Raw genomic sequence first — 13,804 nt, 5'->3', positions numbered from 1 at the left:
TCACGAGCGGTCGGGGTGGGTGGCGAGGAAGCGGGCCGGGTACTCGCCACCACCGTGAACGGCGAGATCGGCACCGTTGACGTACGACGCCAGCGGGCTCGCCAGGAACAGGCAGGCGCCCGCGATGTCCGACGGCACCGCCATCCGGCCCATGGGCAGGGTACGGGTGACGGCGGCTCCACCGTCGTCGCCGTAGACCGTCGCGGCGCTGTCCGTGCGGATGAGCCCGGTGGTGATGTGGTTGATCCGCACCTTCGGGGCCCATTCGAGCGCGAGCGCCTTGGTCAGGACGAGCAGACCGGCTTTCGCGGCGCTGTACGCGGCGGTGCCGGGCTGGGGGTCGTGAGCGGAGACGCTTCCGATGTTGATGATGGCACCGCCCTCGGGCTGCTGCTGCATCACGGCATTGGCCGACTGGGCGACAGTGAAGGGCGCCAACAGGTTCAGGGCGATGATCTTCTCGACGAAGCGCGGCGAGACGGTGGCCGCGTCGGCGTCGGGGGAGCCGCCGGCGTTGTTGACGAGCACGTCCAGGCGGCCGAACCGAGTGACGGCGTCGTCGATCAGCGCGGCGGCGTCGTCGGCGTCGCGCACGTCGGTCGCGCGGAAAGACGCGGTGCGGTCGCCGTGTGCCGGAAGCACATCCGGGCGAGTGCGCGCGCAGACGAGGACGTCGGCGCCCGCCTCGAGGAACGACTGGGCGATGACGAATCCGATGCCCTTGGTGCCGCCGGTGACGACCACGGCGCGGTTCCGGAAATCGAGGGGGTTGGGGAGAGTCACGGTAGTCCTCTGAGATGGGGAGAGCGCGAGAAACACTGACGCTCAGCGGAAGTGGGACCGGTCGTCGACCGACGGCCGGAGGTATCGGAACCGATAGTAGGCGAACAGGAGCGGGTATGGGCAAGCTGGACGGCAAGGTCGCGTTGATTACCGGCGCGGGGCAGGGAATCGGACAGGGGATCGCCCTCGCCCTGGCCAGGGAAGGAGCGGCGATCGCGGTCGCGGGCCGAACCGAATCGAAACTGGTCGGCACCTGCGAGCGCCTCACGGCGCTGGGGGCACGCAGCGTGCCCGTCGTCTGCGATGTCAGCAGACGGGACGACATCGTGGCCGCCGTCGAACGCACCGTCGACGCTTTCGGTGGAGTGGACATCCTGGTGAACAACGCCAACGACTGCAAGCCGGGCCCGATCCTGTCCGTCGTGGACGAGGAGTACGAGCGGTCGTTCGCGACGGGACCGCTCGCGACGCTCCGCATGATGCAGACGTGCCATCCGCACATGAAGGTCCGCGGTGGCGGCGTGATCGTCAATCTGGTGACCTCGGCGGCGGTGCGCTGGGACGCGAGCAATTACGGCGCCTACGGTTCGATCAAGGAGGGAATGCGCTCACTGACCCGGTCGGCTGCCTGCGAATGGGGCACCGACGGCATCCGGGTGCTCTCCGTCGCGCCGCACGCGAAGACCCCGGCCCTCGAACGCTGGATGAACGACAATCCGGAGGAGGCGGCCGAGTTCGTGGCGGGTATTCCGCTCGGTCGGGTCGGTGACGCCGAAACCGACATCGGACGCGCCGTCGTCTTCCTGGTCGGTGAGGACGCAGGCTACCTCACCGGGGCGACGATCCCGCTGGACGGTGGCCAGTCCCGGTGGGGTTGACAGCTGATCCCGCCCACCGGGAAAGCCCACGGCCGTAGCCGCCGGTCTCCACTAGTTTCGGCAGGATCGAACTCCCATACCGAGAGGGCACCGTCGCGATGACGACCGTTACAACACCGCGCAATTCACGATCAGTAGTGGTGACCGTCGCCGCTGTGGTGGAGGAGACGTCCGAGGCGCGATCATTGGTATTCGACGTTCCGCCCGAACGGCGAGAGGAATTCGCCTACAAACCCGGCCAGTTTCTGACGCTGCGTATTCCGAGCGATCGATCCGGCTCGGTGGCGAGGTGCTACTCGCTGGCCAGCTCGCCGTTCACCGACGACCTCCCGAAGGTCACGGTCAAGCGCACCGCGGACGGCTACGGTTCGCACTGGCTGTGCGATCACGTCGACGTCGGTGACCGAATCGAGGTTCTCCCGCCGGCAGGAGCGTTCACACCGGTCGATCTCGACGAGGACGTGCTTCTGTTCGCCGCGGGCAGTGGGATCACCCCGGTGATGTCGATTCTGAAGTCCGCGTTGAGCCAGGGCGGCGGCAAGGTCATGCTCTTCTACGCGAACCGGGACGAGATGTCGATCATCTTCGCGGCGGAGCTGCGCGAGCTTGCCTCCCGCCACGACGATCGGCTCACCGTCGTGCACTGGCTCGAGAGTGTGCAGGGCCTGCCCACTGCGCGGCAGTTGGCGAGTCTGTCGGATCGGTGGCACGACCGCCGAGCCTATGTGTGCGGTCCACGACCGTTCATGGGCGCAATTCACGAGGCGCTCGCGCTCGTCGGCATGCCGCGGAACAAGGTGCACGCGGAGGTGTTCACCTCGCTGTCGGGTGATCCGTTCGCGCCTGAGGTCGAGCAAATTCCGGTCGGTGACGAGGGGTCGACGGCCACGGTCGAGGTGCAGCTCGACGGCGACACCCATAACCTCAGCTGGCCACGCGCCGCCACCCTGGTCGACGTCATGCTGTCCAAGGGGCTCGAAGTCCCGTACTCGTGCCGTGAGGGCGAATGTGGTTCGTGCGCGTGCACGGTGATCGAGGGAGAGGTCTCGATGGACAGTGCCGCGATACTCGATCCCGAAGACATCGCGAACGGCTACATTCTCGCCTGCCAAGCACGACCCGTCAGCGAGCATCTCCGAATCGAATTCTGAGTACACCCAGCGTCGGCCAGGAGTGGGGACCGCTCACCGGGAACGGGTCTGGGGCGCCCTGCCCGTCTCCACCTACCGTCCCAGTCAGGCGTTTTGCCGGCTATGTCCATCGACTGGGAGAGGAGCGCGCCCGTGAGTGCACGCACCGAAGATGCTGCTCGTGTGAACCGGATCGACACCGTGGATGCGGTGGTCGTCGGCGCCGGATTCGCCGGACTGTACGCCGTGTACAAACTGCGGAGCCTCGGCCTGACCGTCCGGGGTATCGAAACGGCCGCGGGTGTGGGCGGAACCTGGTACTGGAATCGCTATCCCGGAGCCCGCTGCGACGTCGAGAGCGTCGACTACTCGTACTCGTTTTCCCCGGAGCTCGAGCAGGAGTGGAACTGGAGCGAAAAGTACGCCACGCAACCCGAAATCCTGGCGTACATCAACCACGTCGCCGACCGTTTCGACCTCAGGGACCACTTCCTGTTCGAGACCCGGGTGACGTCGGCCGAGCTGGACGAGGAATCGTTGCGGTGGGAGGTGCGCACCGACCGCGGCGACGTCCTGACGGCCCGGTACTGCATCTTCGCGACGGGTGCCTTGTCCACCGCCAATATGCCGAACATTCCCGGGCGCGAATCATTCTCGGGCGACACGCATCACACCGGTCACTGGCCGCACGAGGGGGTCGATTTCACCGGTAAGAGGGTCGGGGTGATCGGCACCGGGTCGTCGGGGATCCAATCGATCCCGCTCATCGCCGAGCAGGCGGACCACCTCTACGTGTTCCAGCGCAGCGCGAACTACAGCGTTCCCGCGGGCAATATGTCGTGGGACGACGAGATGCGGCGCGCGATCAAGGCCGGTTACGCCGAACGTCGCAGGCTCTCCCGCGAGAGTGGCGGCGGCTCGCCGTACAACGCGCATCCGAAGTCTGCGCTGGAGGTGTCCGAGGAGGAACGCCGCGCCGCCTACGAGGAGCGCTGGAAGCTGGGTGGGGTCCTGTTCGCGAAAACCTTTCCCGATCAAACCAAGACGGATGCCGCCAACGCCACCGCACGCGAATTCGCCGAGCAGAAGATTCGCCGGCTGGTCGATGACCCGGCGATTGCCGAGAAGCTGATCCCGAACGATCACCCCATCGGTACCAAGCGCATCGTCACCGACACCCACTACTTCGAAACCTACAACCGCCCGAATGTGACGCTGGTGGATCTGAAAGAGACACCGATCGAGTCCATCACCCCGTCGGGCATTTCCACCACCGGCACCGAGTACACCCTCGACACGCTGGTGTTCGCCACCGGCTTCGACGCCATGACCGGCGCCCTCGATCGAATGCGGATTGTGGGACGGGCGGGTGTGTCCCTCGCCGAGTACTGGAGCGAAGGGCCCAAGACGTATCTCGGGGTCGGTGTTCCGGGGTTCCCCAACATGTTCGTCGTGACGGGCCCGGGTAGCCCGTCGGTGCTGGCCAACATGGTGCTGGGTGCCGAACAGCACATCGACTGGATCGCGGCCTGCATCGAGCACCTGTGGGAGAAGGACCACGACGCGATCGAGGCGACCGTCCCGGCTACGGACCGTTGGGTGCAGCATTGCCGGGAGCTGGCGTCCGCCACTCTCTTCCCCCTGGCAAATTCGTGGTACATGGGCGCGAACATTCCGGGGAAGCCTCGCGTCTTCATGCCGTATATCGGCGGCTTCGGTGCGTACGGCAAGATTTTGGCCGAAGTCGCGGACGACGGATTTCGGGGTTTCGACTTCTGCCGGTCTCGCACTCGGTTGGCCGACCGGGTGGGGTAGTTGCCGAGACAATGGTCAGCCGCGCAGGCAATTGTCTGCGCGGCTGACCATTTCGTCGGAAGATGCGCGAAAGTTATTCGGGGAGCGCGTAGGTGGCCCAGGCCTGAGCGAGCACGTCACCGCCGAGCGTGCACGTGACGGTGACGTCCACCATTCGGGCGCCGTCCTGGACGTAGGTCTGCTGCACGGCAGCGGAATACCGGGCGCCGGTGGTGATCTCGCGTCGAATACGGGTACGGAACCGGCGCAAGGTTCCGAAATGCCGGTCGGCACAGTGTTGCTCGAGTAGGTCGGCTGCGGCGTCGGCGGGTCCTGAACCGACGACGTTGGACCAGAATTCGACGACGAGCCTCTCGTCGGAATCCCGGCCCTGCACCAGCACCTCGGTGCCGTCCGTCCGGGACTGCACGCGCAGGTCCTCGCACATCTGATCCGGGTGCAGAAAGACGTAGTCCTGCTCGACGGCCCTCGTCGGAAGAGCTGTGCCGGGCGTGCGGGAGCCGTCGCAGAGGTGCCGAATCCAGGCTGTGCGGGTGTGAGTCGTGGTGGCGGCGGCCATCGGTCCTCCCGATGTCGAGGGTGTGCGTGAAGTGCACGCTAATCGTGCTGGGCCCGCGCGACGGCCGCGTTCCCTGTCAACGGGAGGGGAATCGGGTTCTTTGCGAAAGATTCTCGCTCAGTGGGAGAGCTGGGTACCGCACTGGACGCGACGAGCCGACTATGAGCTGCACCACACCCCGAGGGTGTTCTTGACGTACAGCGAGGCGGAGGTAGACATGGTGCGCAATGGTGCCGTAGACGGTGACGAAGTTCGGATGATCGAGGTAGGTTCTGCCCCCACGCGATTCGCTCGCGGGTGGCATTGCCTGGGTTTGGCCAAGACGTTCCGGGACGGCGCCCCGCATCAGGTCGATGCGTTCGGCACGTCCCTGGTGGTGTTCGAGACCTCCGACGGCACCCTCAGTGTGCTGGACGCGTATTGCCGGCACATGGGCGGCAACCTCGCGCAGGGCACCGTCAAGGGTGACTCCATCGCCTGCCCGTTCCACGACTGGCGCTGGGGCGGCAACGGCAAGTGCACGGGGATTCCCTACGCGCGCCGCGTGCCCCCTCTCGCACGCACCCGGGGCTGGACCACGCTCGAGCGCAACGGACAGCTCTACGTTTGGAACGACCCGCAGGGCAACCCGCCGCCGGCCGACGTGACGATCCCCGAGATCGACGGCGTCGGGTCTTCGGAGTGGACGGACTGGACCTGGAACTCCTTGCTGGTGGAGGGTTCGCACTGTCGCGAGATCGTCGACAACGTGGTCGACATGGCGCACTTCTACTACGTCCACTTCTCGTTCCCGCGCTACTTCAAGAATGTGTTCGAGGGGCACGTCGCCACCCAGTACATGCAGTCGACGCCACGCCACGACATCTCGGTGGGCACCAGCTACGACGACCCGAACTCCACGCTGCGCTCGGACGCGTCGTACTTCGGCCCGTCCTACATGATCGACAAGCTGTGGAGCGAGGCGAACGGCATGATGATCGAGACGGTGCTCATCAACTGCCACTATCCGGTGACGTCCAACTCGTTCGTGCTGCAATGGGGCGCCATGGTCAAGAAGCCCGAGGGCCTGTCGGACGAGATGGCCAACGGCATGGCGGCCCAATTCGCCGAGGGCGTCGAACTCGGGTTCAAGCAGGACGTCGACATCTGGCTCAACAAGTCGCGTATCGACAACCCGCTGCTGTCGGAGGAAGACGGGCCGGTGTATCAGCTGCGCCGCTGGTACCAGCAGTTCTACGTGGATGTCGAGGACATCACCGAAGACATGACCAAGCGCTTCGAGTTCGAGATCGACACCACCAGGGCGGTGCAGAGCTGGGAGGCGGAGGTTGCCGACAACCTCGCCAACGGCGTCGTACCGCTCGACACCCACGCCTGAGCGGGCTCAGAGACAAAGGACACGAACGATGACCTACGAGGTTCTCGACAACATCATGGCCATCGCGGATGAGCTCCGCGACCAGGCTCCCGAGGCCGAGCGTATCGGCCGGCTGCCCGACGACACCGCGAAGAAGCTCCGCGAAGCCGGGCCGATCAAGCTTCTGCAACCGGCGAATTACGGCGGATTCGAGGCCCATCCACGCGCATTCGCGGAAACAGTGATGGCCGCCGCCGCCCTCGACCCCGCCACCGGGTGGGTGTGCGGCATCGTCGGCGTCCACCCGTGGCAACTGGCGTTCGCCGACCCGAAGGTGCAGGAGGAGGTGTGGGGCCGGGACACCGACACGTGGATGGCCTCGCCGTACGCGCCCACCGGCATCGCGACGCCGGTCGACGGTGGCTACCTCTTCAACGGGCGCTGGCAGTTCTCGTCCGGTACCGATCATTGCGACTGGATTTTCCTGGGCGCCATGCTGGGCGACAAGGACGGCGCGATGGCGATGCCGCCGAAGATGCTGCACATGATTCTTCCGCGCAGTGACTACGAGATCGTCGAGGATTCGTGGAATGTCGTCGGGCTGAAGGGCACCGGTTCCAAGGACATCATCGTCCGGAACGCCTTCGTCCCCGATTACCGGGTCATGGACGCCGATGAGGTCATGAACGGCACGGCGGTGCAGAAGTTCGGCCGCACCGAGACGCTCTACAACATGCCGTGGTCGACGATGTTCCCGCTCGGTATCTCCTCGGCCGTCGTGGGAATCGCGGAGGGCGCCCTCGCCGCGCACCTCGACTACCAGCGCGACCGCGTCGGGGCCCAGGGCACCGCGATCAAGGACGATCCCTACGTGCTTTTCGCCGTCGGCGAGGCCGCGGCCGACATCAATGCGGCGCGGCAGGAGCTCCTCGCGAACGTCGACAAGATCTGGGACCTAGTGGAAGCCGGTAAGGAGGTCAGCTTCGAGGACCGAGCTGCCGGTCGCCGAACGCAGGTCCGCGCAGCATGGCGGGCGGTCACCGCCGTCGATCAGATCTTCGCGCGGTCCGGCGGTAACGCTCTGCGCATGGACAAGCCGCTGCAGCGGTATTGGCGGGACGCGCACGCCGGACTGGCTCACGCCATTCATGTCCCCAGCACCGTGTACCACGCATCGGCGCTCAGCTCGCTCGGCCTCGACCCCGCCGACAACCTCAAGTCGATGATCTGACCGGCGTTACCGAAACACGAAGAAGGACAGACACTATGACCGATATCAAGGGACTGGGTTACGTCAAGATCCAGACCAATGACCTCGAACGGTGGCGCACGTTCGCGTTCGACGTCCTCGGGTTCGCCGAGGGCAAGGGCCCGGACACGGATGCCCTCTATCTCCGCATGGACGAGCGTGCCGCCCGCATCGTCGTCGTGCCGGGGGACACCGACGAGGTGGTCACCATCGGGTGGGAGGTCCGAGATCATGCTGGCCTGCTGCGCGTGCAGGAAGCGGTCGAAGGCGCCGGGATCGCGGTGAAGCCGCTGTCGGTGGAAGAAGCGGACGCCCGCCGCGTCGAAGAGGTGGTCACCTTCCAGGACCCGACCGGGGCGACGATCGAGATCTTCCACGGTGCCGTCCTCGATCACTCTCCGGTGGTCACCCCGTTCGGCGCGAAGTTCGTGACCGGCGCGCAGGGACTCGGACATGTGGTGCTGCCGGTGATGGACATCAATGGGGCCTTCGACTTCTACACCGACGTGCTCGGGTTCCTGCCCCGCGGCGCCTTCCGGATCCCGGCGCCGCCCGAGTTCGGCCCGATGCGGGTTCGCTTCATGGGTGTCAACGAGCGGCACCACAGCCTGGCGCTGTGCCCCGCACCGCACGGTGGCGCCCCGGGACTGGTGCACATCATGGTGGAGGTCGACACACTCGACGCCGTCGGACAAGCCCTCGACCGGGTCGTGAAGGACGGGTTCTCCGTCTCCTCCACGCTGGGCCGGCACACCAACGACAAGATGGTGTCGTTCTACGTGCGTGCCCCCGGCGGCTGGGACATCGAGTTCGGCACCGAGGGCAAGAAGGTGGACGAGAAGTACTACTCGGCCGAAGAGATCACCGCCGACAGCTACTGGGGCCATGACTGGTCCGGAAGCGAACCGCTGGCCGCGATGTAGCGGCTGCTCGAGGCCCGGTACCTGCGTCGATCGACGTGGTACCGGGCCTTTTGCTGTCCGGGCCGACTGGCGTATTGCAAATAGGTATATGCCTATTTATAGTAAGTGTCGCCAGTCACACAACGCGTCGTTCTCCAGCACAGCGGCGCAACGGAGGTCCCCATGACTACGACACTCAGCCCCGCAACCCCCACCGCCGGCCTCGATCGGGCCGCTCTTCTCCTCGACGCCTTCGACGGTCCGGGACGGCTCACCCTCGCCCAGATCGTGCGCCGCACGGGACTGCCGCGTTCCTCCGCGCACAGGATGCTCGAGCGGCTGGTGCAGCTCAGGTGGCTGAGACGTGAAGGTCGCGACTACGAACTCGGTATGCGACTGTTCGAGCTCGGATCGCTCGCCGTGCACCAGGACCGACTGCACCGTGCCGCGCTCCCTTTCCTGCACGAACTGCACCGCCTCACCGGCCATGCCGTCCATTTCGCCATCCTCGAGGGCATCGACGTCGTCTATCTCGAGAAGATCGCCGGACGCTTCGGGGTCGGCCTTCCGTCGCGGGTGGGCGGCCGCCAGCCCGCGCACTGTACGAGCGTGGGCAAAGTGCTGCTGGCCCATTCGCCCGAGGACGTGGTCGATCGCGTCGTCGACGCCGGTCTGCCGCGCAGCACGCGGTTCAGCATCGACTCACCGGCGGCCTTTCGCGCGGAGCTGCAGAAGACGCGTGAACGCGGAGCGGCGTACGACCGGGAAGAGGACCTTGTGGGGGTCAGCTGCGTTGCCGTGCCCGTGGGCACCGAGGGCAACGTGGTGGCGGCAATTTCCGTCTGCGGACCCAGCAGCCAGATCAAGCTCGACCACCGGCTGACCGCTCCGATCCGCATGGCGGCCAAGGGAACCTGGCGCAACTACATGGCGACCGCCACGCCGGGCGCAGGCCGGTATTCCGCCTGAACTCGGCCTTTGTCGGGCAGCAGATTTATGTTTCCGCGACGTAGTTGGCCACGAACCGCACTCGGTCGCTGCGGCACGCGCGGTTGATGTAGACGGTGGCCTTGCCGTCCTCGTCGAGATTCAGCCCGTCGCGTAGGACGACGGCGGCGCCGGTGGGGATGTCGAGCAGCTCCGCGACCCGCGGCGTGGCCGCGCCGGCTCCGAACGAACGCCACGCGGCCCGAAGGCGTACTCCGTACGCGTCATTCCACACCGAGTAGATCGGTGTTCCCTCGCCGAGGAGGCGAGTGATACCGCGAAAGCGCTTGTCGTCCAACCAGTACGCGTTGACGAACCAGGGGTCGCCGTCCACCGCGAGGACAGTGTCGATGCGGCGGAGCCGGCACCCGGGCAGATTCTCCTCGGCTTCGGGGGCGGTGCCGCCGAGGACCACCTCACTCGAGACGAGGAACTCGGTGACGTGGCGCCCGACCGCGGCGAAGGCGTGGCTCATGCCGTCCGGATCGTTGATGTAACTGGGCGTCAGCTCGATCGGAAAATGTTGCGGCGGCTGCGCGACGAACGTTCCGGCGCCCTGCCGTGCGACGACGCGGCCTGCCCGGGTGAGTTCACCGATGGCCTGGCGCACCGTGAGCCTGTTGACGCCGAGCTCGGCCGCAAGTTCGGTTTCAGGTGGCAACTTGTCGCCCGGGCGGAGCAATCCGCCGTCGAGCCGGCGCTCCAGCACCTCCTGCACCTGCCGGTAGAGGGGGACCTTGCTGCGACGAAGAGTGCTCGACATGCCGGAAGTCTAGATGAGTCTGGTCTGTCGAGGAGATCGGTGCGAGGCTCGATATATCTGTTGGGAAACGGTTCATCTGCCCGAAACCTCGATGGGTGCGAACGTCTACTTGTCTAGATGAATCTTCGATCACCCCATTGACAGATTCGAGAGGCCTTCCGTGAGCAACAACCCGAGACTGCGCCGAGCCCTGGTGGCAGCGACCTGCGCTCTGACCGTTTGTGGCACCGCCGCGTGCGGCGATTCGGCCGCGAACGGCGGTGCACCCGCGGTGCTGAAGGTCGGCCTACCGCCCTCCGAGGCCAACGCCGACCTGCAGGCGAAGTTCGCGCCGATCACCGACTTGATCGCCACCGGTTCGGGTAAGCCCGTCGAGGTCAAGCCCACCAGTGACTACCTGTCGATCGTGGAGGCGATGCGTTCGGGACTGATCGATGTGGCAGCATTCAGCCCCTTCCCGACACCGCTGGCCGAGGCAGTTGCCGGTGTCACGCCTCTCGTGGTCGCCAAGGGCGCCGCGTACACCTCGGTGTTCGTGTGTCGTACCGACACCGGCATCGACTCGATCGACGATCTCAGGGGACGCAAGATCGCCTTCGTCGACGCCGGATCGACCAGCGGCAACTACATCCCGAAGCTCCTGCTGAAGCGGGCAGGCATCAACCCGGACACCGACATCGAGGGCAGTTATGCGGGTGGCCACGACACCGCCCAACTCGCGGTGAAGCAGGGCTCGGTCGACTGCGCCGCCGATGCTCGATCGTCGTATCAGACGATGGTGGACAAGGGCGTCATTGACGGTTCGGCGCAGCGCGTGGTCGCCGAATCCGACCCGATCCCGGTGTCGCTGGTCATCATCGCCCGCAAGGACCTCGATCCGGCCCTCGAAAAGGGCATCGTCGACTCCTTCGTCGACGGCGACAATGCGGCGGCGCTCGGCGTGGTGAAGGCCACCAGCTTCGAAAAAGCGACCGCCGCCGATTTCGACCTCTTCCGGGACGCCGCCAGCGAGCTCGGCGTGGATCTCGAGGAGTTGTCGCGGAAATGAGCGACGTCGTTATGTCTCCGCGACTCGAGGCGGACGCCGTGAGCTACCGCTATCCGGACGGTACGACCGCCCTCCAGTCTGTGTCGCTGCGGGTTCACGCCGGTGAGATCGTGGCGGTCCTCGGCCGCAGCGGCGCCGGGAAGTCGACGCTGATGCGTTGCCTGGCGGGGCTGGAGATTCCGACGGACGGCCGCGTTCTGCACGACGGCGAGGACCGCGGCACGCTGCGCGGTCGGGCCAGGCGTCGAGCACATGCCCGGGTCGGTGTGGTGTTCCAGGAGTTTCAGCTCGTCGAGCGCGCGACGGTGCTGTCCAACGCGTTGATCGGGCGCCTCGCGTACCAACCGGTGTTGCCCAGCCTCCTGCATTTCGTTCGGCGGAGCGACCGGGAGATCGCCGTCGAGAGCGTGCGGCGACTCGGCCTCGGTGAGCAGTTGCGTAAACGCGCCGATGCACTGTCGGGTGGACAGCGGCAGCGGGTCGCGATTGCGCGAGCCCTCGCCCAGCAGCCGGACATGCTGTTGGCGGACGAACCGGTCGCGAACCTCGATCCCGTGCTCGCGCGCGGGGTGGTCGACGACATCGTCCGTCTCGCGCGCGTCGAACGGCTCACCGCGGTCCTGAACCTGCACGACGTCGACCTGGCCAGGCATGTCGCCGACCGCCTGATCGGGCTTCGTGCGGGCCGCCTGGTGTTCGACCGACCGGTGGGTGACGTGTCCTCGTCCGACCTCGATCTCCTGTACGCCGATCCGGCTCGTTCTCCCGTGGGGGTGCAGTGAGATGACACTCGATACCGAACCGAAGCCGGAGGCAGTCGAGAGCACGGCCGACCTGGCGGCTCTGCGGAGACCGTCCTGGCAGACCGCGGCCGGGGTGGTCATCGTGTTGATCGTCCTTCTCTGGGCGGCAGGTGCCACCGAATTCTCGGTGGCCGCTCTGCTCGACGGCATCCCGAACATCGCCGATTTCGTCGGACGGATGTTCCCGCCCGACGTCGCCATCCTCCCCACCGCGATTGCCCTCATGGGGGAGACCCTGGCGATCGCCGTCATCGGAACCGCGGTCGGCGTGCTCTTCGCCATACCGTGGGCGCTGCTCGCGGCGCGTTCGGTGTTCGACCAGGCCTGGCTTCACCACGCCGCCCGCGGCTCGATCAACCTCACGCGCGCTATTCCCGAGCTGATGTGGGCGTTGCTGTTCGTCTCGGCCGTCGGGCTCGGCCCACTCGCGGGAACGCTGGCGATCATCATCGGTTCCGCCGCCGGGATGGCACGTCTGTTCGCCGACATCTTCGAAACGACCGACATGCGCGCGTGGGAGGCTGCCGCGGCGTCCGGGGCGAGCCGGGCGCAGCGCATCAGCTGGGTCCTCCTGCCGCAGAGCACACCGACCGTCGCGAGTTACACACTGCTCATGCTCGACGGGAATGTCCGCGCTGCCTCCCTTCTCGGTATCGTCGGTGCGGGCGGTATCGGAATGGAACTGACGCAGCAGCTTCGCCTCTTCGAATACGGCAGTGTCCTCACCATCGTTCTCGTCGTTCTCGTGGTGGTGGTTACCCTCGATCGCGTCGCCTCCCATCTACGGAAGAAGCTCACATGACCGTCGCCGAGACCGCCGTCCTACCGAATCTGCGTGACCTCGGTGGCTTACCGCTCCCCGACGGGCTGCAGACCCGCAGCGGGGTGCTCTACCGCAGCGCACTTCCGGTCGACGGCGACACAGCGCCGACCGGCGTGGCGGAGTGGCCCGCGCGAACCGTCGTCGATCTGCGCAGTCCCCGGGAACAGGCGACACGCGCGCATCCGTTCGCCTCGGCCGACACCCTTGTCCACCGAATCGCGCTGATGTCGGACGGGGAGGTCGCCCGGCCGGACCCGAATTTCCGTCTCGCCGATCTCTACCTGAGGGTGCTCGACCGAGCCGGCACACAACTGGCGGAGATACTCGACGTGGCGGCCACCGCACCCGGCCCGATTCTCCTCCACTGTGCCGCTGGGAAAGACCGGACCGGCATCGCCGTCGCAATGCTTCTGCGTGTTGCGGGTGTCGGCGCAGCGGAGGTGGTCGACGACTACACGGCGACCAACGACCACATGGACGCGGTGCTCGCCAGGATCACCCGATTCGCGCCGGAACTCGGGCGGGTTCATCCCACCAAGCGGGACCTGGTCGGCGCTCCTCCCGAGGCGATCCAGGGTGTTCTCGACACGTGGGACGCGGAACCCGGTGGAGTGCGGACCTGGCTCCTGCAACGGGGAGCCACCGAGGATGCCCTCGAACGCTGGACTGCTCGTTTCACCGAAGACGACAACACTCGACGCTGAGTT

14 protein-coding genes are annotated in these 13,804 nt (G+C 66.3%); 11 read left to right on the top strand and 3 right to left on the bottom strand.

What is annotated here, in order from left to right; genetic code table 11:
• Entirely contained in the window at positions 1–783 is a 783-nt protein-coding gene (locus L1080_RS24760; RefSeq protein ID WP_250766181.1) for an SDR family oxidoreductase, read from the bottom strand.
• A gap of 116 nt (positions 784–899) precedes the next feature.
• Between L1080_RS24760 and L1080_RS24755 the strand changes: the two genes are divergently transcribed.
• The 3 genes from L1080_RS24755 to L1080_RS24745 all read left to right on the top strand — a co-directional run bounded on the left by L1080_RS24755 (position 900) and on the right by L1080_RS24745 (position 4,606).
• A complete protein-coding gene (locus L1080_RS24755) occupies positions 900–1,661 on the top strand; it encodes an SDR family NAD(P)-dependent oxidoreductase (RefSeq protein ID WP_250766180.1) in 762 nt (253 codons plus the stop codon).
• A 98-nt stretch (positions 1,662–1,759) separates the two neighbouring features.
• Positions 1,760–2,812 carry a ferredoxin--NADP reductase gene (locus tag L1080_RS24750; RefSeq protein WP_250766160.1) on the top strand — a complete coding sequence of 351 codons (1,053 nt, stop codon included), beginning with the start codon at positions 1,760–1,762 and terminating at the stop codon, positions 2,810–2,812.
• 132 nt (positions 2,813–2,944) lie between these two features.
• Positions 2,945–4,606, top strand: a complete 1,662-nt coding sequence (locus L1080_RS24745) for a flavin-containing monooxygenase (protein WP_250766157.1) — start codon at positions 2,945–2,947, stop codon at positions 4,604–4,606.
• Positions 4,607–4,679: 73 nt separating this feature from the next.
• Here the strand turns inward: L1080_RS24745 and L1080_RS24740 are convergent, their stop codons facing one another.
• Positions 4,680–5,165, bottom strand: a complete 486-nt coding sequence (locus L1080_RS24740; RefSeq protein ID WP_159918643.1) for a hypothetical protein — start codon at positions 5,163–5,165, stop codon at positions 4,680–4,682.
• A gap of 217 nt (positions 5,166–5,382) precedes the next feature.
• Between L1080_RS24740 and L1080_RS24735 the strand changes: the two genes are divergently transcribed.
• The 4 genes from L1080_RS24735 (at position 5,383) to L1080_RS24720 (ending at position 9,642) form a co-directional block, all read left to right on the top strand.
• A complete protein-coding gene (locus tag L1080_RS24735; protein ID WP_250766540.1) occupies positions 5,383–6,543 on the top strand; it encodes a Rieske 2Fe-2S domain-containing protein in 1,161 nt (386 codons plus the stop codon).
• Positions 6,544–6,571: 28 nt separating this feature from the next.
• Positions 6,572–7,753 carry an acyl-CoA dehydrogenase family protein gene (locus tag L1080_RS24730; protein ID WP_250766154.1) on the top strand — a complete coding sequence of 394 codons (1,182 nt, stop codon included), beginning with the start codon at positions 6,572–6,574 and terminating at the stop codon, positions 7,751–7,753.
• 35 nt (positions 7,754–7,788) lie between these two features.
• The gene (bphC, locus tag L1080_RS24725) at positions 7,789–8,694 is read left to right on the top strand and encodes a biphenyl-2,3-diol 1,2-dioxygenase (protein ID WP_159918645.1); all 906 of its coding nucleotides are present in this window, start codon (positions 7,789–7,791) and stop codon (positions 8,692–8,694) included.
• A 162-nt stretch (positions 8,695–8,856) separates the two neighbouring features.
• Complete coding sequence (locus tag L1080_RS24720; protein ID WP_250766151.1) at positions 8,857–9,642, top strand: IclR family transcriptional regulator; 786 nt, start codon at positions 8,857–8,859, stop codon at positions 9,640–9,642.
• Between the two features lie 25 nt (positions 9,643–9,667).
• Here the strand turns inward: L1080_RS24720 and L1080_RS24715 are convergent, their stop codons facing one another.
• Entirely contained in the window at positions 9,668–10,423 is a 756-nt protein-coding gene (locus L1080_RS24715; protein WP_250766148.1) for a GntR family transcriptional regulator, read from the bottom strand.
• Positions 10,424–10,583: 160 nt separating this feature from the next.
• Here L1080_RS24715 and L1080_RS24710 point away from each other — a divergent pair, with 160 nt between their 5' ends.
• Genes L1080_RS24710 through L1080_RS24695 form a run of 4 tightly spaced genes read left to right on the top strand, consistent with a single transcriptional unit; the run spans position 10,584 to position 13,801 of the window.
• A complete protein-coding gene (locus L1080_RS24710) occupies positions 10,584–11,471 on the top strand; it encodes a phosphate/phosphite/phosphonate ABC transporter substrate-binding protein (RefSeq protein WP_250766146.1) in 888 nt (295 codons plus the stop codon).
• Positions 11,468–12,253, top strand: coding sequence for a phosphonate ABC transporter ATP-binding protein (phnC, locus tag L1080_RS24705; RefSeq protein WP_213574978.1), 786 nt, complete (start codon positions 11,468–11,470; stop codon positions 12,251–12,253). The genes L1080_RS24710 and phnC overlap by 4 nt, the downstream gene beginning before the upstream one ends.
• A 1-nt stretch (position 12,254) precedes the next feature.
• Positions 12,255–13,076, top strand: coding sequence for a phosphonate ABC transporter, permease protein PhnE (gene phnE, locus L1080_RS24700; protein ID WP_250766143.1), 822 nt, complete (start codon positions 12,255–12,257; stop codon positions 13,074–13,076).
• Entirely contained in the window at positions 13,073–13,801 is a 729-nt protein-coding gene (locus L1080_RS24695; protein ID WP_250766140.1) for a tyrosine-protein phosphatase, read from the top strand. The genes phnE and L1080_RS24695 overlap by 4 nt, the downstream gene beginning before the upstream one ends.
• Positions 13,802–13,804: the final 3 nt, after the last annotated feature.

Source organism: Rhodococcus sp. MSC1_016 (assembly GCF_023667485.2).
GTDB lineage: Bacteria > Actinomycetota > Actinomycetes > Mycobacteriales > Mycobacteriaceae > Rhodococcus_F > Rhodococcus_F oxybenzonivorans.
This window is presented reverse-complemented; position numbering and strand designations above follow the sequence as displayed.

What these genes read in the sequence shown, in the direction of transcription:
- bphC (WP_159918645.1), top strand. Translation starts at nt 7,789, where the DNA reads ATGACCGATATCAAGGGACTGGGTTACGTCAAGATCCAGACCAATGAC.
- L1080_RS24740 (WP_159918643.1), bottom strand. Translation starts at nt 5,165, where the DNA reads ATGGCCGCCGCCACCACGACTCACACCCGCACAGCCTGGATTCGGCAC.
- L1080_RS24715 (WP_250766148.1), bottom strand. Translation starts at nt 10,423, where the DNA reads ATGTCGAGCACTCTTCGTCGCAGCAAGGTCCCCCTCTACCGGCAGGTG.
- L1080_RS24730 (WP_250766154.1), top strand. Translation starts at nt 6,572, where the DNA reads ATGACCTACGAGGTTCTCGACAACATCATGGCCATCGCGGATGAGCTC.
- L1080_RS24720 (WP_250766151.1), top strand. Translation starts at nt 8,857, where the DNA reads ATGACTACGACACTCAGCCCCGCAACCCCCACCGCCGGCCTCGATCGG.
- L1080_RS24695 (WP_250766140.1), top strand. Translation starts at nt 13,073, where the DNA reads ATGACCGTCGCCGAGACCGCCGTCCTACCGAATCTGCGTGACCTCGGT.
- phnE (WP_250766143.1), top strand. Translation starts at nt 12,255, where the DNA reads ATGACACTCGATACCGAACCGAAGCCGGAGGCAGTCGAGAGCACGGCC.
- phnC (WP_213574978.1), top strand. Translation starts at nt 11,468, where the DNA reads ATGAGCGACGTCGTTATGTCTCCGCGACTCGAGGCGGACGCCGTGAGC.
- L1080_RS24755 (WP_250766180.1), top strand. Translation starts at nt 900, where the DNA reads ATGGGCAAGCTGGACGGCAAGGTCGCGTTGATTACCGGCGCGGGGCAG.
- L1080_RS24735 (WP_250766540.1), top strand. Translation starts at nt 5,383, where the DNA reads ATGGTGCGCAATGGTGCCGTAGACGGTGACGAAGTTCGGATGATCGAG.
- L1080_RS24750 (WP_250766160.1), top strand. Translation starts at nt 1,760, where the DNA reads ATGACGACCGTTACAACACCGCGCAATTCACGATCAGTAGTGGTGACC.